Here is a 23,368-nt window from a genome sequence, read left to right as displayed (position 1 = left end):
TCGGACGGTTTTTCTGGACTGGACTGAGATCAGACCAGCATAACCGCGACCTGTCGACGGTTATTGATTGCCTTTTCTGCTCTCGGCTGTAGACTGCGCATCTCTAATGAGCTTACAGGTGTAAGCTAAAGTAACAGAATGTAGTTATGGCTAAACTTGATTTTCATATCGTCAATCGAATTCGAGCCCAGATTGCCCGGTTGGGCGATCGGGTTGCATTGCGTCATCCGGTCGCCGGTCAGTGGCAGGAGATCAGCTGGCGCGAGTTTGGCGCGCAGATCCACCAGCTGGCACTGGCGCTGGCCGGGCAGGGACTGAAGGTTCAGGACAAGGTCGGGATCTTCTCCAACAACATGCCGCGCTGGACCATCGCGGATTTCGCCACCCTGTACAACCGTTGTGTCACGGTGCCGATTTATCCGACCAATACCCCGCAGCAAGCCGCTTATATCCTCAATGATGCCGATGTCCGGGTGTTGTTTGTCGGCGAGCAGGCGCAGCATGATGCCGCGCTGGCCCTGGCTGCCGACTGTCCGCAGCTCGAGCGCATTGTGGTGATGGACGACACTGTGGTACTGGCCGATCACCCGCTGGTTTGCCGGTATCAGGATTTTGTCACGCAAGCCGTGAGCCAGGCCGATACCGAGACCCTGGAACAGCGTCTGTCTCAGACCTGCATGGATGATTTGCTGACCCTGATCTATACCTCGGGCACTACGGGCACGCCGAAGGGCGTGATGCTGGATTATGCCAACATTGCCTCACAGATCGAAGGACACGACCAGAAGCTGGCGCTGGAAGAGGGCGATGTTTCGCTGTGCTTCCTGCCGCTCTCGCACGTGTTCGAGCGCGCCTGGACGTTTTACGTTCTCCATCGCGGCGGTGTGAACTGTTACCTGTCGGATACCAATCTGCTGAAAGACGCGCTGGCCGAGGTGAAGCCGAATGTGATGTCGGCAGTGCCGCGGGTGTATGAGAAAATCTACTCGGCGGTGCATGACAAAGTGTCCCGGGCGCCGTTCCATCGCAAGGTGATGTTTACCTGGGCGGTCAATATGGGGGCGCGGATGGCGCTGGCGCGTCAGGAATGTCGCCAGCCGTCCTGGTTGCTGCAACAAAGCTATGCGCTGGCCGACAAGCTGGTGCTGAGCAAGTTGCGGGATCTGCTGGGCGGAAACATCAAGTTTATGCCGTGTGGCGGGGCCAAGCTGGATGAAAGCATCGGCCGTTTCTTCCATGCCATCGGGATCAACGTCAAGCTGGGGTACGGGATGACCGAAACCACGGCGACCGTGTCCTGCTGGGACGATCAGTGCTTTAATCCGGATTCTATCGGCATGCCGATGCCGGGCGCGGAAGTGAAGATCGGCGAGAATAACGAAATTCTGGTGCGCGGGCCGATGGTGATGCGCGGTTACTACAATATGCCGGAAGAAACCGCCAACAACTTCACCGAAGACGGCTTTCTCAAAACCGGTGATGCCGGTCATTTCGACGAGCACGGCAACCTGTTTATCACCGACCGGATCAAAGAGCTGATGAAAACGTCGGGCGGGAAATATATCGCGCCGCAGGTCATCGAAGGGGCGATTGGTAAAGATCACTTCATTGAGCAAATTGCGGTGATCGCCGATACCCGCAAGTTTGTTTCGGCCCTGATTGTCCCGTGTTTTGAAACGCTGGAAGCCCATGCCCGTGAGCTGAATATCAAGTACCAGGATCGCCTGGAGCTGATCAAGCATAATCAGATCATTGAGCTGATTGAGAAGCGGGTGGTGGAGCTGCAAAAAGATCTGGCCCGGTTCGAGCAGGTGAAGAAGTTCACCCTGCTGCCGAAGGCGTTCTCGATGGATCAGGGTGAGCTGACCCCGACCCAGAAGCTGCGCCGTAAGGTGATTCAGGATCGCTACCATCAGGAGATCGAGAAAATGTACGAAGAGAGCCATAAGCGCTCGCCACGTCCGCATTAAACCCTCGCTCACCTTAAAAACAGCCGGGCCCTTGCCCGGCTTTTCTGTGCGTGCCGCACCTGAGCTCTTGCCCCGCCCGGCATTCTTTCGTTTTTGCTTCCCTGCGCCGCTGGCTCACAGCGCGATTCTCTCAATATCGTTTCATTCGCAGTGTATGATCTTTGTTCAGTGCGAACCCTGCCGAAGGAATTGGTCGGAATTCATCATGTTGCAGAGGAATACTGTGAACTGGTTTTGACCGATAGACTTGATTGATAAAAAAACGTTACAGTTGTTTCGGGTTACCGGCGTTTGTTATGACTGACGCCGGCGAACATAGAGAGACGAAAATGATTTCAACTTAGGCTAAAAATAAGCCCTAACTATGTGATATCAGCCCGTATAGCTAATTGAAAAAATACCGTGGGGATGACTTTGCACGTCAGCCCGGTATTTTCTCCGGCCGCAACTTGCGGTGGTTCTATCGAACTGTGACATGTCGGTCAGCCTCGCCCCTCCGGCTTGCCCGCACTGAGCAGGAACGTCCCGGGAAACGGACCGGAAGAATTAGCTATATGGGATGATATACGCGACCTGGAGGCAGAAAATATGGAAATGTTGTCCGGCGCCGAGATGATCGTGCGGTCCATGATCGATCAAGGCGTAAAACATATCTTCGGATACCCTGGCGGTTCAGTGCTGGATATTTACGACGCACTGCATGAGAAGAGTGATATCGAACACGTGCTTGTTCGCCACGAACAAGCGGCAGTCCACATGGCAGACGGCTACGCCCGGGCAACCGGCGATGTCGGGGTGGTCCTGGTGACCTCAGGGCCCGGGGCGACCAATGCGGTCACCGGGATTGCTACCGCGTACATGGACTCCATTCCGATGGTGGTGTTCTCCGGTCAGGTCATGAGTAACCTGATTGGGAATGATGCCTTCCAGGAGTGTGACATGGTGGGGATCTCCCGCCCGGTCGTGAAACACAGCTTCCTGGTTCAGAATCCGGAAGACATTCCGAACATTGTCAAAAAAGCCTTTTATATCGCATCCAGCGGCCGCCCTGGCCCGGTGGTGATTGATATCCCGAAAGATATGCTCAACCCGGCCGAAAAGTACCCGTACAAATATCCCGAGTCGATTGCGATGCGCTCGTATAATCCGACGACGCAAGGCCACAAAGGGCAGATCAAGCGCGGGCTGCGAGCTCTGCTGGCGGCCAAAAAGCCGGTGCTGTATGTCGGCGGCGGCGCGATTATGTCCGAGTGCGGCGAGCAGCTGCTGCAATTGGCCGAACGGCTGAACCTGCCGGTGGTCAGTACCCTGATGGGGCTGGGCGCTTTCCCGGGCACCCATCACAATAGTCTGGGCATGCTGGGGATGCACGGTACCTACGAAGCCAATATGACCATGCACAACTCGGATCTGATCTTCGGGGTCGGGGTGCGCTTTGATGACCGGACCACCAATAACGTTGCCAAGTATTGTCCGGATGCCACGGTGATGCACATCGATATCGACCCGTCTTCGATTTCGAAAACGATCGCCGCGGATATTCCGATTGTCGGCTCGGCCGAAACCGTGCTGAATAGCATGCTGAAGATGCTCGATGATCAGGACGGTAGCAATGATGCCCAGGCGATCGACAGCTGGTGGAGCGAAATCGAATCCTGGCGTGCCCGCAAGTGTCTGAGTTATGCCACCGACAGTGAGCGAATTAAACCGCAGCAGGTGATCGAAGTGCTGTATAAACTGACCCACGGGGATGCTTACGTGGCGTCGGATGTCGGTCAGCACCAGATGTTTGCCGCGCTGTATTATCCGTTTGATAAACCGCGTCGCTGGATCAACTCCGGTGGTCTCGGCACCATGGGCTTCGGCCTGCCGGCAGCGATGGGGGTGAAGTTTGCCCTGCCGGATGCCGAGGTGGTGTGTGTGACCGGGGACGGCAGTATCCAGATGAATATTCAGGAACTGTCCACGGCATTGCAGTACGATATTCCGGTGAAGATCATCAACCTGAACAACCGGTTCCTGGGAATGGTGAAACAGTGGCAGGACATGATTTATCAGGGCCGTCATTCCCATTCTTACATGGATTCGGTGCCGGACTTTGCCGCGATTGCCGAGGCCTACGGCCATGTCGGGGTGCGGATTTCCGATCCGACCAAGCTGGAAAGCGAGCTGGAAAAAGCCCTGGCGATGAAAGACAAGCTGGTCTTTATCGATATCAGTGTGGATGAAACTGAGCACGTGTACCCGATGCTGATCCGGGGGGGCTCAATGAGTGAAATGTGGTTAAGTAAAACGGAGAGAACCTAATGCGCAGAATTGTATCGGTCTTACTGGAAAACGAATCGGGCGCATTGTCACGGGTGGTTGGCCTGTTCTCTCAGCGCGGTTATAACATTGAATCGCTGACGGTGGCGCCGACCGATGATCCGACGCTGTCGCGGTTGAATATCACCACTCATGTGGATGACGATGCTGCCCTGGAGCAGATCGAGAAGCAGCTGCATAAGCTGATCGATATTCTCAAGGTCAGCAATGTGACGGAAACCGATCATGTCGAGCGGGAGCTGATGCTGGTGAAAGTCAAAGCCAGCGGCTTTGCCCGGGCGGAAGTGAAACGCACGGCGGATATCTTCCGCGGCCAGATTGTCGATGTGACCGCCCAGATCTACACCATTCAGCTGGCCGGCACCAGTGACAAACTCGATGCTTTTATCGCCGCAGTGGCTGAGGCAACTGATATTATCGAAGTTGCCCGCAGCGGAGTGGTGGGGATTGCTCGCGGGGAGCGCGCGCTGAAAGCCTGATCGCAAGGCACCCTTATTGATTGAACAGCCCGGCTCAGGGAGATCTGAGTCGGGCTGTTTTGATCTCGGAATCCCGTCAGATCCGCGTCTGAATTTTGCACCGGAAAGCGTCGCCATATTCGACTAAAGTCTAATAGTGTCTGACCCGAACGACGGTCGCTGCACCTTGGGGTGTGCCGTCGTTCCGGGGGCAAGTGCGTGTGCAGGAAAGGTGTGCAGTCATGGTGAATAAGTTTCTGGTCCGGCTGACAACGCTGGGGTTGTTCTTGCTGGGATTTCAGGTCAGTGCGTTGTACTTTCTGTTGGCGGTGCTGCTGCTCAACACCCACCATAAGGAAATTTTCTGGTAAGTTCCCTGATGGTGGGCCCGTGAGCGGGGGGCTCAGAGGTAGGTTTTGATCATCTCCATGGCCCGCAGCGAGTGGTTGGTCAGCAGTTTCAGGGCGGTTGCCGTATCCCGGTTCAGCACCGCCTTCATCATGGCTTCGTGCTCGCCGTGATCATGGTAGCGCTCCTCAAAGCGACGCGTGCGGCTGACCCAGATGTGTCGGTAGCGTTCGATCTGCTCGTAGACCTCACGATACAGCGCCAGCATCACGTTGGACTGGCTGCCGTCCAGCAGGGCGAGATGGAAGTCGCTGTGCCGCTGCTCCCACTCATTGAAATCAATATCCTGATCCGCCGGGTTGAGGCGGCTGAGTTTATGGAAGCTGGTCAGAATGTTCAGTTCCCACTCTTCGCCGCCTTGGTCGATGGCCTGGGACAGCAGGGTTTGAGACAGCAACTGGCTGGCTTCGAACAGCTCTTCCAGCTCGGCAACAGAAACCGGTGCGACCCAGCAGCCTTTTTGCGGCGCAAAGATGACATACTTCTTCCACGACAGTTGGACCAGGGCTTCCCGGATCGGCGAGGCTCCGACGTCGTATCGTGCTTTCAATTCTGCCACGACAAGCTTTTGGCCGGGCGCAAGCTCGCCGAGCAAAATATCTTGCCGGATCATCTCCATGACTTTATTGGTTAACGTCGGGCTAGACACGTGTATCCTCATTGTTTTCGTTATGGTGCCCCGGGCAGTTCATGCCTGGAGAGGGTACAGGTAGCAAAAAAGGTCGATAGTCCGGCACCGATATCGGGGAGGATGTCAGCGATTTCCTATACCTTTGGGGAATTTTGCTACAGCTCGAGTATACAGAGGATAGATTGACAGGGCGATAGATAAAGCGGCGTTCTGTGAACGTTCGGGTACAGGTAGGAGCTGTTGCCGGGGCATAAAAAACGGGAGCCACTTGGGCTCCCGTGATCATTGGTACAGGTTCGCGTGCACTGAAATTACAGGACGTGAACAGACGCAGTGTTGGTGGTGCCTGAAGGAACCAGAGCGCCGGAGACCATCACGACGATATCGCCTTTGGCGCCCAGACCTGTTTCCAGAGCCAGCTCTTTACCGCGAGCGTAGAAAGCATCCGTGTTGTCGATAGAATCAACCACAACCGGTGTCACCCCTTTGGTCAGCGTCAGCTGAGCAGCGGTCTTCGGATTGGTGGTCACAGCCAGGATGTTTGCTGTCGGGAAGTACTTACGTACAGAACGAGCAGACTTACCGGCTTCAGTCGCCACAACAATCAGCGGTGCATTCAGTTTTTCAGACGTGTCAACCGCGCCTTTACAAACAGCTTCGGTGATGCGCAGGCGAGGGCTGTCCAGGCGAGAGCCCAGCTCTGCTTTCAGGGCACCATCGGTACGGTTACAGATTTGTGCCATGATAGTCACAGCTTCGATAGGGTATTTACCCTTCGCAGACTCACCAGACAGCATCACGGCATCGGTACCGTCCATGATGGCGTTGGCCACGTCACCGGCTTCGGCGCGGGTCGGACGTGGGTTCTTGATCATCGAGTCCAGCATCTGGGTTGCCGTGATGACAACTTTGCGGGCACGGTTACATTTCTCGATCATCATCTTCTGCGCGAAGATCACTTCTTCAACCGGGATTTCAACACCCAGGTCACCACGAGCAACCATGATGCCGTCAGAAACTTCCAGGATTTCGTCGAAGTTATCGACGCCTTCCTGGTTCTCGATTTTCGAGATGATGTGAATGTTTTCGCCGCCATTGGCGTTCAGCAGTTCACGGATTTCTTTCACGTCATCGGCTTTACGGATGAAAGAAGCCGCAACGAAGTCAACGCCTTGCTCACAACCGAATTTCAGGTCGGCTTTGTCTTTCTCTGCCAGTGCTGGCAGTTTGACGGAAACGCCTGGCAGGTTCACACCTTTGTTCTCGCCCAGGTCGCCGTTGTTCAGGACTTTACATTTCACTTCCGTGTCGGTGGTTTCCAGCACTTCCATTTCGATCAGGCCGTCGTCAACCAGGATGGTGTTGCCTTTCGCCAGGTCTTGGGCAAAGCCTGGGTAGGTGACGGCAACGCGGTCCTGGTTACCAATCACTGTGGTGTCAGTGGTGAACGTGAACTCCTGGCCGGCAACCAGTGAGAAGTCTTGACCGTTTTCCAGCTTGATGGTGCGGATTTCCGGGCCTTTGGTGTCCAGAAGAATCGCCAGTTGCTTGCCGGTTTCCGCCATCACGTCACGCAGGTTTTGGATACGCTGGCCGTGCTCAGCGAAGTCGCCGTGCGAGAAGTTCAGACGCATCACGTTCATGCCGGCGTCAGCCAGTTTGGTCAGCATCTCTTTTGATTCTGTTTTCGGTCCAATCGTACATACGATCTTAGTCTTTTTCATTGAGGAATGTCTCCGGACAAACTTTTACCCAAGGGAAATTTGATTCACTGATTTATACCTGAAAATGAAAGTTCATTTATGTTGAATATCGCCTACAAACTGTGGCGGAGTTCAAAATTTTTTAACTTTCAGTCCTCAGAACGCAGTGGCAAAACAAATTTTTTACAAAAAATATAGCCTTATGAAAGCATCGACTTGCTTTGATAAGGCGGCTCCTGTCTGGCTGGCCAACGCGGTATATCGCCCTGTTGACCGGGAGGAGACTCGCATATCATTGTGACGAGATGATGTTCACCAGCCATAAATCAGGCTAAGAAACAAGCTCGTCATCATAGCATAGCCCGGTTCTTTTATCACCTTGTGATAATGAGCAAGCTTTTTTACCCATTTCAGTCAGCGTCGAAATTATCTACGTATTTCACAGATTTTTCTTGTTGTGTATCAATAGTTGGCTTATTTATGGTCGGAAAACAAGGCGAGGTTATCACTTTGTTTCTGTCTGTAAATACAGTGTTTACCCCTAGTGGCGAAACTCGGGGGCGGACGAGCGCCCCTGATGCCTGTTTTTCATTGCCAGCGACGGCGCTGTGGTCGAGCTGCTCTGGCAAGAATGCGCGGGTGAGTGATTATCTGGTGCATCACAGCGGCGTGCTGTTCGTGAGCCAGTCTGTTTCACAATACACCAGATGGGCGTTCGGCTCAGCAGCCAGGGTGATGGGCTGGCCTTGTCCGGCTAATTGGTAGTGGACCCGGCGGCGCTGATCGTCCGGCTGCCATTGCTCGGGCCGCTGGCGGCGAAACTGATCCAGAACCTGAACGGCCATCTTGGCCTGACCGGTTTCAAAGTAAGCCCGGGCCAGATACACCGCCTGGAGGCGGGTGATGACGGGATACTGAGCCATCGCGATCACCGCATCGTAGTCTTGTTGTGCCAGCGCAACCCGCATCATGGAGTAGTGGATATAGGCCAGGGTTGTGGTCATGTTTTGTTGGCTGGCCAGACGTTCGGCGTGCTGAAGTGCGGCGTTCGCCGCATCGTACGTTGCCTGCTGGGTCAGGATCCAGCCGAGGAACAGGTGGATGTTGGCCTGCATCTGGGGTGGCGGATTCTGCGCCAGCAGGGTGTGGAAAGCGTCGGTGGCCCGGCTCAGTTGCGCCAGGTCCGGGCCGTGCCCGCCGCGCTCCCGTTGATCCAGTCCTTGGTCCATGGCGGCAAAGGCGCGGTAAAACTGGCTGTCTTGCAGGAGTGTTCGGGCGCCCAGGCCGGTAGCAATCTGGCTGGCCTCTTTGAAATAGCGATCGGCCTCTTTCCCCTGATGCAGCTGCATCAGGTAAAAGCCCTGATAAAGCAGCGCCTGAGCCAGCTCATAGGGTTGTTGGAGCTGGCGGTAGCGCGCGATGGCATCTGACAGCGCGGCCTCCCGCTGATCCAGCGGGAACGTATAGTTTTGCGCAATGGCCAGTTGGGTCGCCGCCAGTTTGGGTTGATCATGGAGCTGGCGGTAAAAGTTGAGGGCTTTGCGCAGGCGCGGCTGATTAGCGCGCAGATCCACGGTGGGGCTCTTTTCCAATCCTTCATTGGCCGGATTACCCAGATAGAACTGTTTGTCCGCATCCTGACGCAAGGCATGGCTGTCGCCCAGCAAAGCGATGCTCCGGACGGTGTCCTGCTGGTGCCGATCCCAGTCCATTCGGTTCCAGGCCAACTGGGCACTCAGTTGGTAGGCCCGGGCCTTCAGCATCGGGTTGTCTGCCAACTCTGCCGCGACGATGGCCTCTTCGGTGAGGCCCGCCGCATTTGCTTCCCCGCTTCGGTAGCTGAGTTCGCTGAGCCAGTAGGCGTATGCCGCGCGCAGGGCGTGATCGTGCTGCAGCCGGGTGTCTGACAAGGCGGAGAGGTGCGCGCGGGCCCGGTCCCAATCGCCTAACAGCAGGTCAACCTGGGCGAGCTGAAGACGGGCCCAGTCATCTTCCGGTTGCAGGACCAACGCGGCTTCGAAATATTTTCGTGCTTTGTATGCCCCAGCCGTCTGCAGCAGGTGGCGCCCCTGTGCCAGGGTTTGGATCAGCATGGTGGATTCATCAACCGGCGGCGATGCGGGCGCGTGCTGTGGGTTGAGCATCAGTTGTAACTGACGGCTGATCGCCTGGGTCGCCGCCGCCAGAGACGGATAGGCAATACTGCCTTGCTGAATGGTGCCGTCGGCATAGATCAGCTGAAAATCCAGCACCTGCTGGCCGTTGTGTAGCCGGACACTGCCGGATAAGGCGACCCGGTGGTGTTTCTGCTGCAACAAGGTTCGGATTTGTCCCGGCAATGCAGGCCAGTGCAGTTCATTGTCCAGCAGCCACAGATTTGCCATCGCCGGTGGTGTGATTGGCTGATGGCCTTGTTGGCCGAGGCTCACGCCGAGCATGTCGGCCAACCCTAGGGCCATCCAGTCAAACTGGGGATCGCCGGTTTCATTGGTGAGCGGCAATACCAGCAAAGCGGATGCCTGTTCGGAGGGCTCGGGTTGAGACACCGGATACAGGCGCCAGGCCGCCACCGCGATCACCAGACATATCAGGACACTGGTAGCCACGGCCCAAAAGGCGCGTTTGCGGCGACGGATCTTGTCGGGTGCCGTCGTGTTTGGTGAGGCCGATTCTGATGGCGGCGATTCTGCTGGGGTCGATTCTAATGGGGCCGTAGAGGAAGCCATTTCGGCTTCGGTCGGGGCCGGCGGCTCGGACACCGGGCAGATCCACTGATACCCCCGTTGCGGGTGCGTTTTGATGAACTGGGGGGACTGGGCACTGTCGCCCAGTGCCTTGCGCAGCTCCCGGACGCTTTGGGTCAGGGAGTTTTCCCGAAACTCACCATGTTGCCACAGCGCATCCAGTAAGGCGTCTTTGCTGATCACTTCCCCGGCATGGGCGAGCAGGTAGGCCAGCAGCTGGCTGACCTTATGACGCAGGTAAACCGTTTCCGCCTCCCCCGACGGGGGACATTGGCTCAGTGCGCCTGAAGTGGGGTCAAAAACAAATGAAGCGAAGTGATAACGGGTCATCCGGCGTCCATGCGTCAAGAAGAATGAGTTCATATTCTACGGTGCGATGCTCGTAATTCAATATTTTTCGTGGATTCCGGCTTTTATTAAGTATATGTTTTTAAAGTGATTGTTTTCATTTCATCTCGATTTTACCTCGATTTTATCCCGATTTCATATTTGCCCGTCCGGCGTTGCGTATAACTGGCTCCAGATTTTCTGCATAGGACGGATGTTGGCAATGGAAATGGTTATTCAACAAGCGCTGATGACTCAGCAATACGGGATGTGGGTGGTGGGGACGGTATTTCTGGCCGGGCTCCTCACCAGCCTGACGCCTTGCGTGTATCCCATGTTACCGATCACGGTCTCTGTGGTCGGCAGCCAGGCGAAAAGTCAGGCCCAGGCGGCGGTATTGTCGTCGGCTTATGTGCTCGGCTTGTCTCTGATTTACGCCCTGTTGGGGATGCTGGCGGCCAGTACCGGCCAGCTGTTCGGCGTGGTTGCCAGCCATCCGCTGACCTTAATGGGCGTTGCCCTGCTTTGCCTGTTGATGGCGGGGTGGATGCTGGGCTGGATCCGCCTGCCGCAGCTTGATTTGGGGATCCCGAGCGGATCCGCAATCCGCCATCCCCTGCTGGGCACCTTTGTTGCCGGGGCCTGCTCCGGGCTGGTGATGGCTCCCTGTACTTCGCCGGTGCTGGGAATGTTGCTGATGTATGTGGCATCGGCCGGCGATCCGTACTGGGCGGCGCTGCTGATGTTCGTGTTTGCCATCGGGATGAGCGCTTTGCTGGTGCTGGCCGGTTGCCTCAGCGGCGCACTGACGATCATGCCGCGCTCTGGCCCCTGGATGAATGGGGTGAAGTGGCTGATGGCGTCCCTGATGGCTGGTTCCGGGCTCTATTTTTTCTATTTGGCTCTATAAACAAGGAGATACGATGAATATGATGATGTTTGCACGCAAGCCACTGGGCCGTTGGGTGTTCTCTGCCTGCTTGCTGGGCTGTAGCTGGCAGGGGATGGCCGAGCCTCTGGCCGCAGGGCAACAGGCACCGACATTCCAGGCCACCACCATGGACGGGCGGACGTTTGATCTGCAGGACTATCGCGGCAACAAGCCGGTGTACCTGAAATTCTGGGCCACCTGGTGCAGTTACTGCAAAGCGGAGATGCCGCACCTGGATGCCATTGCTCAGCAATATGGTGATGCGATTGAAATCCTGACGGTCAATATCGGGCTCAATGATTCAAAGGCCAACATTCAACAGTTCTATCAGCAGCACGGATATCAGTTGCCTACGGTGTTTGATCAACAAGGCGAGCTGACTCGCAAGTATCAGGTGGTGGGCACCCCCTACCATGTGTTGATCGACAAGCAGGGCAAAATTGCCTACCAGACCTTCCTGGCCACCGATCAGCTGGATGCGCTGGTGGCGTCGTGGGGCCAAACGGCTGCCGAAACCGCCCATTAACCATAAGGAGTGTTGTTGATGAAGATGAAACTGAATGTGCTGGCGGGGATTGCCTTGCTGACGATCGCGCCTGCGCCGCTGGCCATGGCTTCGCCGTCGGAAGTGAATGCTCAGGCTGTGGCGCCGTCTCCGGATGTGGCACAATTGCTGGCCGGGAAGTCGACCATTCATGGCCGGTCCCTGACGCTGCCGGCGCATAAAACCGCGCACCTGGTGTTTATGGATATCTGGAACAGCTATGCCGGGCAGGGCGCCGAGCAGTTTATCGCGGCCCTGCCGGAAGAATTCCTGGCACAGAGCCAGCAGATTTGGATCCAGCCGGAGATCAATGTCACAACTGCACAGTTGAAAGAATTTCAGGGCTATTATCCGATGGTTGCCCCGCTGGTGCTGGATCGGTCTCAGCAGTTGCTGCGGCAGTTTCAGTTCTGGCAAACCCCATCTCATGTGTTGGTTGAAGAAGGAAAGGTGGTGTTTCAGGGCGACAATACGGCGCTGCTGCGCTATCTGAATCAGGATGTTCGGCCTGAGCCGTCTGCGTCGCTCCAGGCTCAGGTTAAGGACCAAGAACAGACCCAGGATCAGGGATCGGCTCCTTCGGTCGACAAGACGGTTTACCATGTGCCGAAGCCCGGCGAATCCGCGCCGTCTTTTACGGTCGAGACCCTGTCGGGTGAGCGGCTTTCCCTGGCAGGGTTACTGAACCCGGCCGTGGGTGGTCAGCCGGTGAGCTTGCTGTTTATGGATGCGTTGTGTCCGATGCCGCAATTTCCGGATTGTGAGGCGAAGCTGGCGGAGTGGCGCGCGCTGGTTCAGGCGTCTCCGACCCGACAGTGGGTCGGGGTGATCAGCGGCTTTTATATCGATGAGTCGATTGCCCGGGCATTTGCCGAGAAGCATACGCTTGATGTGCCGGTGGTGTTTGATGTCGACAACCAGCTCTTCCAGCAATACGGGGTGCATGCCTCGCCGTATCAAATCGATATTGGCGCAGATGGTACCTTGGTCTCGCGAAGCGAGCAGATCCGATAGTCGAAGCTATCTTTGAAACGATAAGCTAAGCCGGGGCGATCTTGGATTGCTCCGGCGGCTCTGATTTTGCAGCGTCTCACCTTGGCGGTCCCTGTCAGATTGCTTATGATTGCAACCTGATTGATATCAAGGGAAAGATAAGAACGAGATGCCTGCGATCCCGCTACCTTTTGTCATCGCGCTGCTCCTGATCCTCCTGGCCGCGCAGTTGCCCCGTGAACGGGGAAAGTCGGCCCGGCTGGCCGTCGCCTTTTTGAGTTTCTGTGCCTTATCGGTCTCCTGCGTCGGGCTGCGCTGGCATTATCAGTGGCCTGTGATGGCGATGATTCAACCCATGCTGGCCGTGTTACTGCCTTCGCTGCTGTGGCTCTGTTTTACCCGAACCATTGGCTATGCCGCGCCCGGTCGGCTGCTCAGCTGGCTGCCGGTGGGGCTGGTGCCGGTGCTGATGTTTGGTCCGGTCGATTGGCGACAAGGACTGGATGTGCTGATCAGTCTCAGCTATCTCGGCCATGCCGCGCTGCTGTTTCGGCTCTCCCGCCGTTCAAGCGATGATTTTTCTCAGGTGATGTTCAGCCAGTCCCATGTTGTGCCGCGGCTGTGCCTCGGGGCCGGGTTATTTTTGTTGTTTTCGGTGGTGACCGATCTCGCGATCGCTCTGGATGCCTGGCTGCGCCAGGGGCAGTCACTCATCTGGATCCTGACGATATCGCAATGCCTGGTTGTCACCGGGCTGAGTTATGCCGTGGTTGCCATTAGCCGGATCACCAGCGGGGCTGCGCTGCCCGCGACGCAGGCTTCGGCCTTGACTCCCGACCTAACCCCAGTCCCTGACACGCAGGCAGCTGCGTCTGCCTCGATGTCTGCTGCGGCGCCTGTTTCTATACCCGCTGCAGGGGCCGCTGACTCACCAGACGATGTGGCTCACCACTCGGAGGTGCAAGACGCCCGGGCCATGCAGGCCCTGACGACGCTGCTGCAGGAGCAGGCCCTCTATCTGGACCCGAATTTGACCCTGGCCGTGCTGGCCCGAAAAACCGGGATCCCGGCCCGGCAGCTCTCTGCCGCGGTGAACCGGCAAACCGGGCTCAATGTCTCGCAGCTGATTAACCAGTACCGGATTGAAAAAGCCCGGCAATTGCTGAAAGAGACCGATTTCAGCATTACTGAGATTTACGGTATGGCCGGGTTTAACACCAAGTCCAACTTTAACCGCGAATTTTCCCGCATTACGGCAATGACGCCGAGCGCCTATCGTCGCTTGGCAGATTGAGGGCCTTACAGGTGTCGGGCAAGGAAATCCGTCACGTGGCGCGCAATGGCCTGATGCTCGATCGCCCGGGTGGTGCCCGGCACGGAGTGGCACACTTTGCCATCGCCGGGGGATTCTTCCTCGACAATCGCTTTGCCGCCGGGTTTGCAGCGGCCCATAAAGGTGGAGTGGGTGGCGTTGGCCAATACCAGGTAATCGGTGAGGCGCGGATCTAAATATTTGGCCAAATAGCCGGACTCCAGCGCTTGCGGCAGGTTGTGGTTATTGACCCCGGCGGCAAGGATCATCGTCGGCACCGTGATGGCGGCCAGGCTTTGCGGCGTGAAACTGTTGGCAAGGCCCAGATCCAGACTGATGATGGCGGTAATTCGCGGGTCGTGCAGCCCGAGATTATGGCTTCGCCCTTGTGAGTCACTATCTTGCATCAATCCTAACTCCTTGACTAAGCTACAGCCATTACTGAGCCCGGGCTCCCGGCACTGGCGGGCCAGGTGCGTGCTGCTGACTTGACCGCCGACAAGGCTGACAACCGTCCAGCCGCCCTGGGAGTGGCCGAGGGCACCGATGCGGCGGGGATCGATGTGGCTGCCGTATGTCTGATTGGCGAGCAGCCCGTCCAGGGTGCGCGAGAGATCCTTCGGACGTTGCCACCATTGGGCAGCCTGCGCCGGATCGGTGTCGAAGGTTGTGGTACCCGGATGATCGGGGGCGGCAACCAGATAGCCTTGCCGGGCTAAGGTGGCCGCCAGCCAGTTCAGGTTACGCCAGTTGCCCCGGTAACCGTGCGACATCAGGATCAGCGGCAGCGGTTTGGGGGCTGAGAGCCGGGCTTCTTTCAGCACCGGGACGCCGTGGAACACCGGGTTGTCCCCCAGCCGGGTGGGCGTGCCGGTTTGGCGTTGGGCCGGATACCAGAGGCTGACGGTCAGCGGCCGCTGCGTTTGGTCATCTTGCAGGCGGATTTGACGGAAGCCGATGTCGCTTTCCGTGGCTTCGCGTGTTTTTGGGGGGTGGGCGTGATCCGCTGCGGACGCTTCAGTTGACGCAGCTTCAGTTGACGCCGCAGTAGGGCCGCTGAGAAGCAGGAGTGCAATCAGGGTGATCCAGAGTTGTTGCATGGGTGACCTCAGAGTTGATGAATGTGAGGTCATTATCCGAATTGATGGATTTGAAGAGACCTGAAACAGGATTCAGGACGTCCTGAATCCTGTTTTAGTCCGCATGGCCGCCGGAACCCGGTCCCGGCGGGGTAGGTTTTCAATGAATTCTATTCTGGGTTATGCCGTGATTGGTCCCGGTTTCCGCACCTGGGTCATCAGGTTATCGTTCCAGTCCCCCTCGACCTGGAAGTGCGCAGCGGCACCGAGCAAAATGGCCTCGATCAGGTTGTGGTTCACATAGGCATACAGGCCGGGCTGGTGGAACGTATACAGCGCTGCGGCTGCCGCGCCACCCGGGATATGCCAGGTTTCAAGGTTGGTGGACGGACGGTCGGTGAAAGAGCCGGCGGTCCAGACCAAATCCCCATGACCTCCGATCAGGTGAGGCCGGGTATCGCGGTTGGCCTGGGAGTGAATGATCAGCACGGATTCCCCCACTTTGGCTTTCAGCGCATTCTTGCCGGTCAGGGCCCCGACCGCACCGTTGAACACTACATGGCTCGGGGTAAGGGTTTTCATCACTTCCAGCATATCGGTCATGCCGTGTAGCAACGAGTCATACTGCTTGTAGGTGCCGTTGCTGTGTTTTGGCAGGTAGAAGTCCTGCTCACCGACGTAATAGGCGTGATCGTAGCGAACGGGGTTGCCGTTTTCATCTTTCAGGCCGTCGCGCGGCAGCACCATAATGGCGCCGTTCATCCCGGAGACAACATGGAACGGGATCATCGGGCCGCCCGGGGCGCAGTGATAGACGAAGGTACCGGCCTTGGTGGCCCGGAAGCGAAACACCACTTCTTCGCCGGGCATGACTTCGGTCAGCGCGCCGCCGCCCATTGCACCGGTACTGGCGTGGAAATCAATGTTGTGTTGCAGCTGGTTGGTCGCCGGGTTGACCAGCGTCAGTTCAATATAGTCATCCTGGTGGCAGACAATGAGGGGACCCGGTACGCTGCCGTTGAAGGTACAGGCCCAGACTTTCGCGCCCTGATCAACTTCAATCAGCTTCTCTTCCACTTCCATCCGGACTTCGATCACTTTGGGCTTGCCGGTGGCCACCTGATCATGCTCAGGAACAAACGGCGGCTGGACCAGTTTTTGCTTCACACGCTGTAAAGACGCGATGTCGACATCCGGAATAGGCTTGAAGGCTGCCGAGGAAGACGCCTGGGCCGACACGCTGCCAAATGCGGCAATGGTAGCAGCACCGACGGCCGCGGCGGTTGCGCCTTTAAAGAAATCACGGCGGGTGGCACTTTCGAGTTGTTCCGGGCGAGTAGCAATTTTTTCAGACATAGTCACAGACTCCATTGTGAGGATCATCAAGATGCCGGCATGGGTTTGTTCGTGTTGTACAGAATGTGGCAGCTTCGTTATTCGGTGGAATATCAGCATGCTCTTTGTCTCAAATATCCTGCACTTATGCTTGTCGGCATCAACAAAGGTAAGCAGAAATACTATAGCAAGGAATATGCCACGAAATGATTACTTGATAGATTGCGGGTTCTCGCCTACGCAGCAAAAAAGTGCTGTCGAATTGACAGGTAAAAAGTATGTGAATTCGACACGCAAGTGTCGTTGTGACAGTGGCTTATGGAAGTGAGAATTGGTAATGAGCAACCGCCATCAGGGAGAACAAAAAAAGGCGCCTGGATTTCTCCATGCGCCTTATCGAATTTTGGTGGCCCCTGACAGACTTGAACTGTCGACCAAGCGATTATGAGTCGTATTTTTAGTGTATTTCAGTGAACAATGATGAACAGTAGTGTGAAATAAATCCAAATATATTCAATGGTTTATTTGGGGTTCTTTGTTTTTTGGTGTTTACTGTAATACATGGAAATATCGGCCATTTGCTACATATATGCTACATATACAGCGTGGCCCTGCGGAGAGATACGCTCGACTATGGCCATCAAGAAGAAGATTTCAGCGTCCACCATCAAGCAACTGACTATCGAAGAGAAGCGGCTGAACGATACCGAGATCCCCGGTTTCCATGCCCGGATTTCCAGCTCAGGCCGGATCGTTTACTACCTCTATTACCGTTTGGATGGCAAGCAGGTCAATTTGAAGCTCGGCCCGGCCAGTGATCTGACTCCGGCACAAGCCCGCGACTTGGCCCGGGAGAAAATGGGCGAGGTTGCCAAGGGTAATGATGTTCATGCAGTAAAGAAGCAAACGCGGGAAGAGAGCCTGCGCCGCAAACACCTCAAGCTCTCTATTTTCCTTGAAGAGCGTTACCTGCCTTTCTTGCACACCCGTAACCCGAAAACCGCCAGCCGCACCGTTAACCACCTCCGCTCCCGGTTTGATTTCCTGCTCGATAAAGATCTCGACCAAATTACCGCATGGGAAATCGAGAAGTGGCGCAGCGAACAGCGCAAACTCGGCAAAGCTCCTGCGACGATTAACTACACCGTTAACACCTTAAAAGGGGCATTGTCCCGGGCGGTCGAATGGGGGCTGATTGAACGCCATGACTTGACCAAGGTTAAAGCGATCAAAAGTGACAATACCCGGGTGCGCTACCTGACCGAGATGGAAGAGAAGCGACTACGCCATGCACTCAAAGAGCGGGATTGCAAAATTCGCCTCGCTCGTCAGTCTGCTAACGAGCACCGGGTAAAACGACACCAAGAACCATACGCCAGTTTGGAAGAGGTCGCGTTTGTCGATTATCTTGAGCCTTTGGTGCTGGTAGCGATGAATACCGGGTTGCGTCGCGGGGAGTTGTTGGGCTTAGCCTGGGCTGACATTTCCCTGACGGGTAAATACCTGACGGTTCGTGCCAGCAATGCCAAATCCAAAGAAGGGCGAACCGTGCCCCTTAATAAAGAAGCGTTTTCGGCATTGGCAAGCTGGCGGCAGCAAAATCCCGATTCCCTCTATATATATGAGGGAAAATCAGGCCTGCCACTCACGGATGTGAAAAAGCCATGGGCATTGGTACTGGAAGAGGCTTTTATCGATGACTTCAAGTTTCATGACTTGCGCCACCACTTTGCCAGCAAGCTGGTGATGGCTGGTGTCGATCTCAACACGGTTCGCGAGTTGCTTGGGCATGCCGATTTGAACATGACTCTGCGGTATGCCCATCTTGCACCAGAGCACAAGGCGGCTGCGGTGGGGTTGATTGGGTGAGGGGCTTGGCTTCTGTTCTTCATCAAGAGAACCAATATCAGCTAACACATTTTTGCCCCAAAGGTAGTTAGAGTGGAAGCTCTCACTCATCCTGATTATTGTATTTTTCATTAAAAAAATAATCAGAGATAAAAGGCTAAGCTTTAGTTTCTTGAGGAGCTCTATTACTTTCGTTTAACGATCAGAAGCAAATATATTTTACGTGAAGTAAACATGAGATTTGAGTTTAAAGTCTTGACAAGTCCTTAGTTTATAATAACAATTGTAATTAATCTTTACGCGTTAGAAGCGTTTTTGACTTCATCTGGTGCATCACCAGAACATTTGATTGTTTATATTTTGACCACGGTCACGACAAAAATCGCTTCGCGATTTGTTGTCGCAACCGTGCCCATCTAGGTAAAGATTACAAACGGCCTCATTATGAGGCCGTTTTTGTTAGTGTTGGTCGTATGGAAGATATTAAAGAGCTTACCTCTGCATTCCTTACTAATGTAGAAGTAGAAAAAATTAGCCTAAAAAACCTCCCAAACTACGTCTTCTTCTGTGGTGGAGGACTGAATGGTGACGACTTGTCAAAGATAGGCAAGGATCAAGAAGAGCAAGTCAAATCTTTACGCAGCGCGGTGTTACACTACCTTAGCAGTAAAGAAAAGGAATTATATCAAGATGTTATTCTTGCAGAAAAATTCCACGATTGGTTAGAAGATGCTAATATAAACAACCTTATTGATTTTGAAGTCTTATTAGCAGGTCTTGCCGCAGCAGTTGTACTCGTTGTCGAAGGGCCAGGAGCTCATGCTGAGCTCGGGGCATTTAGCGTTATGCCACAAATATCCTCTAAGCTAATAACAATCTATAACACAAATGATGTTAGTGATGGTCAAAGGACATTTATAGAATGGGGCCCAATCAAGTTTCTCGAAAAAAATGAGAAAACGGTTCTAAGACATGAGTGGGGGGTTAGCTATCAAGTAGAAGACAATAAGATATCTCAAGTTATTGAAAATGATAATGATTTCCAGTCGCTGGTAGATCTCATTGGCTATCAGCTAGCAACTGATATTCAAGAAAAGAGCAAGCAGACCTCCACCTTTTCGAAAGACAATCCTTCTGACATGTGTCTGCTAGTAGCTGACTTAATATACGTTTTTTCTGCGCTTAAGTTGAGGGAGATTAAATCGTATATAAATAACCACTTGAAAATAGAGCTTGAAGAGAAAGTTCTAAAAGAGTACTTGTATTCTTTGAAAAATTTAGGGCTAATAAAAGAGAAAAATGCTGGAGCAAAGTACTTTTTACCTACAGACAAGAATCAAGGATTTGTTAAATATCACTTTAGAAAAACATCTGAAAATGAGCTAAATCTTTCTGTTAGTTCAGTAAAATCCGCGTTGCTTTCTCTGTATTTAAAAGGTGATAAAGAAAGGCTGTTTGCTATGGGGGTTGGTCGTTGATATGAAAATATTATTAGAGATTTCAGATTATACTGGAAAAGATATTGAAGAAGTAATATCTGATTATCTAACCGCACCTAGGAAGTATAAAGAATTTAAAATACGAAAAAGAAGTGGTGGTTTTAGAAATATCGCTCAACCTTCAAATGATGTCAAAATTTATCAGTATGCAATTATAGAAATTATTCTTAACAATCTATTAATCCATGACTCTGCTACTGCATATAGAGATGGAAGGTCAATTTATCATAATGCTTTACCTCATAAAGATTCAGCGTGGATTCTTAAGTTAGATTTTAAAAATTTCTTTCATTCAATAAGACCTGAGCATCTTAAATCTTTTTTATCAGAAACAAATAAAGGCATTTCTAGTATAGAGATTGATATTTTAAATCACTACTTATTCTGGATGGATAAAGCTGACAGAAAACTCAAGCTGAGCATTGGGGCGCCTTCTTCACCGATTGTTTCTAATATCATCATGTACAATTTTGACGAAAGTGTATGCGATATCTGCTCCAAGTATAATGTTATTTACACTCGATATGCGGACGATTTAACCTTATCAGCCAGCTCCAAGAAATGTTTGCTAGAGGCTGAAAAAGAGTTAAAATTACTTGTCGAAGAAACACAAGCACCACTATTAGTTTTGAATGAAAAAAAACGTGTGCTTATCGGTGGGAATAAGTCAAAAAGGGTAACTGGGGTAGTTATCACTCATGAGAATCAACTATCCGTAGGAAGATATAAGCGAAAGAAAATAAGAGCGATGCTTCATTTATATAAAAATAGTAAGCTGAATGATAAGGATATACCATTTTTGCATGGTACATTATCATATATAAAAAGCATTGAAGAGAACTATTACATCTCTCTTCGAGATAAGTATGGTGACGCTATTTTTAAAAAACTAGCAAGGGAATCCTTTAATATTTCCAAGTTGAAATATAAAGAAAAGGAAGAGCGGGCGGAAATGAAAAATATGGATAAGGATGACTGGGATGATATTGTTTTTTAGATCTTTATTTTATGTGATAGGGGTGATCAGTGCTCTATTGACGATTCTTAGCTCTGTTAATGATAAGTTTTCAAATTACTATACTGGATATGTAGTAGAAACTTATATAGGTATTGCTGTCATTAGCTTTATTATCTCTTTGTGTATAACAAGAGAAAGAAACAGTATAATAGTTAAAGTAACTGATAGGGTTGAGTTAAATGTTAAATATGGTGATATTTTTGAAGAAAAAGGTATTATCGTTATACCTGTAAATGATTTTTTTGATGTTGAGGTCGATGATGAAATAATTTCAAGAAATACTTTACACGGAAAGTTAATAGAGAAATATTTTTCAGATGATATTTTATTCTTGAATTCTGAAATTGAGAGTCAATTAGGGAAATATACAGGTGAACCTGTTCTTAATAGACAGTATGGTAATAAAGTAAGATACCCTCTAGGTACGACCGTAAAGATCCAAAGAGATGACCAAGTATTTTTTCTTGTCGCTTTTACTAGGTTTGATGAAAACAACAGAGCTCAGCTAACGAACTTAGAGTACCAAGAGGCCGTGATAAAACTCATTGATTTTATTGAAAATAATTCAAATGGTTATCTTGTTAACATGCCCTTGCTTGGCTCTGGTCATTCAGGAGTCAAAGCGTCAAAACAACGATTGCTTGAGTTCTTGATTTTTTCGCTAAAAATAAAAGACAATTTAACCCTCGTTAACGGAATTAATATAGTTTTGGCTAAGCGCCTCAAGAAAGAAATTAGTTTGAAATTAATAAAATATTATTATGATATAACGAGTTAGTTGCAAAAAAAACAAGACTGTTTGGCTTTTTCATTATCTAGAATTATACTGCCTTCTGTTATTTTTCAGAAGGTTAGGTTTTTACGATACGATTTGGCTGTTTAATTATTGAGTGATTCACCTTAATAAGGTATTAGGCAACGATTATTGTGCATCAAGTTTTTCGCATTGTTAGTATCATAAAAGTCAGGAAATTCCTTCAATACCTGCCATCGAAATAAATCTACTTTATACAGCGTATAGGCAAATTAGTTTTAGTAATGATTTGCCATACCTGAGCTTATCCATGGTTGACCAAATTAGTCAAATTGCTGACTCAGTTCTGTCCAAATCTAAGCTAGAAGGTGATGCTCATTTTCGGGAGCAAGTGCGTTGGTAGTCGGACCGTTATGCGAGTCACTTAACGACTATCTCCTCAGTATTTTAAGTAAATCTCCTTGTTCGATATGGTACATGCATTTACTTTGATACTGAGTGCGTATGCTTAACCGAAACTACTACCGACTAGCTGAACTAGCGACTGTGAGTTATCTATCAGAAGGCGACTTACTCAATGCCATCGAACGCCAAGAGTTCGCCTTATGTGTATGGCTGGAAGGCAAAGACTTTGGTTTGATAAGCAAAACAAATGCCTTACTAGGCTTATTTAACTACAACGGTACGGTTAGCCTAACCCAACAGCAATCCCAAGCGCTGCTTTGTGAAGGCAACAGCATTCGGCTCGGACGGTTTCTAATCCAAGAGCCTGAGCGAATCAAGGCGATTATTGATTGCCGAGAACGGTTCGCTGATTTGCCTAATCCAACTTTTTCAAAAATCCTATACCAGAGTATTGTTCCTACGGGGCCATTTGTTGCGTGTGGGCCTGTAGGGCTGATAACTGACCAAAGCGCTTCATTAACTTACGTGAAGAATAAACAACAGCGGGCTTTGGTTGATGGTGAGAAGGTGGACCTTCTTGGTGATTGGATGTCATTGTTTGTTAATGCTCCCGTCAAACAGCTTGGTATTCAACCTATAGAAATCAAACCAGAGCAGTTGCGGTTTGATATCCGAAAATTAGCCGAACACTTTGGCCCTGAATGCCTAAAACAACCCGAACGATTTGGGTTTGCAAACCAAATAGAAAGCCAAACGGTTATGCCTTCAAACCCAACCGTAAACCAAACATCTAACCCAATTGAACCGAATGTGGAGACCAATCCCATTAAGGTGATTATGGGGGCTCTCCTTGATGATTACCCCACAGCCCGATCAGATAAGCTTTGGAATGTACTGCGCCAAGACGTTAAACAAACAGCGCGGCGCTATGATACCGAGCAGGTTATTGATGAGATAAGCCAAGACCAAATCATTTGGTTTGGCCGTGGTAGAGATGCCGAATTTGTCATGGCTTACAAGACTTTCCAAAATCAACTCTCAGCAGTACGCAAACAGCGGTTAATAACTTAACTTCCCGGCTGGC

General features: G+C 52.2%; 18 protein-coding genes. 13 read left to right on the top strand and 5 right to left on the bottom strand.

The annotated features are described in order from the left end of the window. Positions 1-146 precede the first annotated feature (146 nt). From VV869_RS17745 to VV869_RS17730, 4 genes are all read left to right on the top strand, one after another. A complete protein-coding gene (locus tag VV869_RS17745; RefSeq protein WP_337736248.1) occupies positions 147-1,970 on the top strand; it encodes an AMP-dependent synthetase/ligase in 1,824 nt (607 codons plus the stop codon). 588 nt (positions 1,971-2,558) lie between these two features. Beyond that, a complete protein-coding gene (locus VV869_RS17740) occupies positions 2,559-4,277 on the top strand; it encodes an acetolactate synthase 3 large subunit (RefSeq protein ID WP_337736247.1) in 1,719 nt (572 codons plus the stop codon). Then, the gene (gene ilvN / locus VV869_RS17735; RefSeq protein WP_337736246.1) at positions 4,277-4,774 is read left to right on the top strand and encodes an acetolactate synthase small subunit; all 498 of its coding nucleotides are present in this window, start codon (positions 4,277-4,279) and stop codon (positions 4,772-4,774) included. The genes VV869_RS17740 and ilvN overlap by 1 nt, the downstream gene beginning before the upstream one ends. Before the next feature lie 221 nt (positions 4,775-4,995). After that, positions 4,996-5,124, top strand: a complete 129-nt coding sequence (locus tag VV869_RS17730; protein ID WP_255388636.1) for a hypothetical protein — start codon at positions 4,996-4,998, stop codon at positions 5,122-5,124. Positions 5,125-5,156: 32 nt separating this feature from the next. On the opposite strand, the gene VV869_RS17725 is transcribed toward VV869_RS17730, so the two are convergent. The 3 genes from VV869_RS17725 to VV869_RS17715 all read right to left on the bottom strand — a co-directional run bounded on the left by VV869_RS17725 (position 5,157) and on the right by VV869_RS17715 (position 10,569). Then, positions 5,157-5,822, bottom strand: a complete 666-nt coding sequence (locus VV869_RS17725) for a GntR family transcriptional regulator (protein WP_337736244.1) — start codon at positions 5,820-5,822, stop codon at positions 5,157-5,159. Positions 5,823-6,103: 281 nt separating this feature from the next. After that, entirely contained in the window at positions 6,104-7,516 is a 1,413-nt protein-coding gene (gene pykF / locus VV869_RS17720) for a pyruvate kinase PykF (protein WP_337736243.1), read from the bottom strand. A 638-nt stretch (positions 7,517-8,154) separates the two neighbouring features. After that, the gene (locus tag VV869_RS17715; protein WP_337736242.1) at positions 8,155-10,569 is read right to left on the bottom strand and encodes a winged helix-turn-helix domain-containing protein; all 2,415 of its coding nucleotides are present in this window, start codon (positions 10,567-10,569) and stop codon (positions 8,155-8,157) included. A gap of 220 nt (positions 10,570-10,789) precedes the next feature. Between VV869_RS17715 and VV869_RS17710 the strand changes: the two genes are divergently transcribed. From VV869_RS17710 to VV869_RS17695, 4 genes are all read left to right on the top strand, one after another. Beyond that, a complete protein-coding gene (locus tag VV869_RS17710; RefSeq protein WP_337736241.1) occupies positions 10,790-11,476 on the top strand; it encodes a cytochrome c biogenesis protein CcdA in 687 nt (228 codons plus the stop codon). A 13-nt stretch (positions 11,477-11,489) separates the two neighbouring features. After that, positions 11,490-12,023, top strand: coding sequence for a TlpA family protein disulfide reductase (locus VV869_RS17705; RefSeq protein ID WP_337736240.1), 534 nt, complete (start codon positions 11,490-11,492; stop codon positions 12,021-12,023). Between the two features lie 18 nt (positions 12,024-12,041). Continuing rightward, positions 12,042-13,055, top strand: a complete 1,014-nt coding sequence (locus VV869_RS17700; protein WP_337736239.1) for a peroxiredoxin family protein — start codon at positions 12,042-12,044, stop codon at positions 13,053-13,055. Between the two features lie 148 nt (positions 13,056-13,203). Next, the gene (locus VV869_RS17695) at positions 13,204-14,328 is read left to right on the top strand and encodes a helix-turn-helix domain-containing protein (protein WP_337736238.1); all 1,125 of its coding nucleotides are present in this window, start codon (positions 13,204-13,206) and stop codon (positions 14,326-14,328) included. 5 nt (positions 14,329-14,333) lie between these two features. Here VV869_RS17695 and VV869_RS17690 read toward each other — a convergent pair whose 3' ends face one another. Further along, positions 14,334-15,446: an alpha/beta hydrolase family protein gene (locus VV869_RS17690; protein WP_337736237.1), complete on the bottom strand. Its 1,113-nt coding sequence runs from the start codon at positions 15,444-15,446 to the stop codon at positions 14,334-14,336. Between the two features lie 159 nt (positions 15,447-15,605). Further along, entirely contained in the window at positions 15,606-16,781 is a 1,176-nt protein-coding gene (gene nirK / locus VV869_RS17685; protein ID WP_337736236.1) for a copper-containing nitrite reductase, read from the bottom strand. Positions 16,782-17,393: 612 nt separating this feature from the next. Between nirK and VV869_RS17680 the strand changes: the two genes are divergently transcribed. The 5 genes from VV869_RS17680 (at position 17,394) to VV869_RS17660 (ending at position 23,355) form a co-directional block, all read left to right on the top strand. Beyond that, positions 17,394-18,629: a site-specific integrase gene (locus tag VV869_RS17680; RefSeq protein WP_337736235.1), complete on the top strand. Its 1,236-nt coding sequence runs from the start codon at positions 17,394-17,396 to the stop codon at positions 18,627-18,629. A gap of 452 nt (positions 18,630-19,081) precedes the next feature. Next, the gene (locus tag VV869_RS17675) at positions 19,082-20,086 is read left to right on the top strand and encodes a retron St85 family effector protein (RefSeq protein WP_337736234.1); all 1,005 of its coding nucleotides are present in this window, start codon (positions 19,082-19,084) and stop codon (positions 20,084-20,086) included. Position 20,087: 1 nt separating this feature from the next. Then, a complete protein-coding gene (locus tag VV869_RS17670) occupies positions 20,088-21,104 on the top strand; it encodes a retron St85 family RNA-directed DNA polymerase (protein WP_337736233.1) in 1,017 nt (338 codons plus the stop codon). Further along, positions 21,088-21,903 carry a macro domain-containing protein gene (locus tag VV869_RS17665; protein WP_337736232.1) on the top strand — a complete coding sequence of 272 codons (816 nt, stop codon included), beginning with the start codon at positions 21,088-21,090 and terminating at the stop codon, positions 21,901-21,903. The genes VV869_RS17670 and VV869_RS17665 overlap by 17 nt, the downstream gene beginning before the upstream one ends. Before the next feature lie 480 nt (positions 21,904-22,383). Beyond that, positions 22,384-23,355 (top strand): hypothetical protein, encoded by a 972-nt coding sequence (locus VV869_RS17660; RefSeq protein WP_337736231.1) that lies wholly within the window; start codon positions 22,384-22,386, stop codon positions 23,353-23,355. The last annotated feature ends 13 nt before the right edge of the window (positions 23,356-23,368 follow it).

Origin of the sequence: Photobacterium sp. MCCC 1A19761 (assembly GCF_037389125.1) — a bacterium.
Lineage (GTDB): Bacteria > Pseudomonadota > Gammaproteobacteria > Enterobacterales > Vibrionaceae > Photobacterium.
This window is presented reverse-complemented; position numbering and strand designations above follow the sequence as displayed.

What these genes read in the sequence shown, in the direction of transcription:
- VV869_RS17745 (WP_337736248.1), top strand. Translation starts at nt 147, where the DNA reads ATGGCTAAACTTGATTTTCATATCGTCAATCGAATTCGAGCCCAGATT.
- VV869_RS17740 (WP_337736247.1), top strand. Translation starts at nt 2,559, where the DNA reads ATGGAAATGTTGTCCGGCGCCGAGATGATCGTGCGGTCCATGATCGAT.
- ilvN (WP_337736246.1), top strand. Translation starts at nt 4,277, where the DNA reads ATGCGCAGAATTGTATCGGTCTTACTGGAAAACGAATCGGGCGCATTG.
- VV869_RS17730 (WP_255388636.1), top strand. Translation starts at nt 4,996, where the DNA reads ATGGTGAATAAGTTTCTGGTCCGGCTGACAACGCTGGGGTTGTTCTTG.
- VV869_RS17725 (WP_337736244.1), bottom strand. Translation starts at nt 5,822, where the DNA reads ATGAGGATACACGTGTCTAGCCCGACGTTAACCAATAAAGTCATGGAG.
- pykF (WP_337736243.1), bottom strand. Translation starts at nt 7,516, where the DNA reads ATGAAAAAGACTAAGATCGTATGTACGATTGGACCGAAAACAGAATCA.
- VV869_RS17715 (WP_337736242.1), bottom strand. Translation starts at nt 10,569, where the DNA reads ATGACCCGTTATCACTTCGCTTCATTTGTTTTTGACCCCACTTCAGGC.
- VV869_RS17710 (WP_337736241.1), top strand. Translation starts at nt 10,790, where the DNA reads ATGGAAATGGTTATTCAACAAGCGCTGATGACTCAGCAATACGGGATG.
- VV869_RS17705 (WP_337736240.1), top strand. Translation starts at nt 11,490, where the DNA reads ATGAATATGATGATGTTTGCACGCAAGCCACTGGGCCGTTGGGTGTTC.
- VV869_RS17700 (WP_337736239.1), top strand. Translation starts at nt 12,042, where the DNA reads ATGAAGATGAAACTGAATGTGCTGGCGGGGATTGCCTTGCTGACGATC.
- VV869_RS17695 (WP_337736238.1), top strand. Translation starts at nt 13,204, where the DNA reads ATGCCTGCGATCCCGCTACCTTTTGTCATCGCGCTGCTCCTGATCCTC.
- VV869_RS17690 (WP_337736237.1), bottom strand. Translation starts at nt 15,446, where the DNA reads ATGCAACAACTCTGGATCACCCTGATTGCACTCCTGCTTCTCAGCGGC.
- nirK (WP_337736236.1), bottom strand. Translation starts at nt 16,781, where the DNA reads ATGTCTGAAAAAATTGCTACTCGCCCGGAACAACTCGAAAGTGCCACC.
- VV869_RS17680 (WP_337736235.1), top strand. Translation starts at nt 17,394, where the DNA reads ATGGCCATCAAGAAGAAGATTTCAGCGTCCACCATCAAGCAACTGACT.
- VV869_RS17675 (WP_337736234.1), top strand. Translation starts at nt 19,082, where the DNA reads ATGGAAGATATTAAAGAGCTTACCTCTGCATTCCTTACTAATGTAGAA.
- VV869_RS17670 (WP_337736233.1), top strand. Translation starts at nt 20,088, where the DNA reads ATGAAAATATTATTAGAGATTTCAGATTATACTGGAAAAGATATTGAA.
- VV869_RS17665 (WP_337736232.1), top strand. Translation starts at nt 21,088, where the DNA reads ATGATATTGTTTTTTAGATCTTTATTTTATGTGATAGGGGTGATCAGT.
- VV869_RS17660 (WP_337736231.1), top strand. Translation starts at nt 22,384, where the DNA reads ATGCTTAACCGAAACTACTACCGACTAGCTGAACTAGCGACTGTGAGT.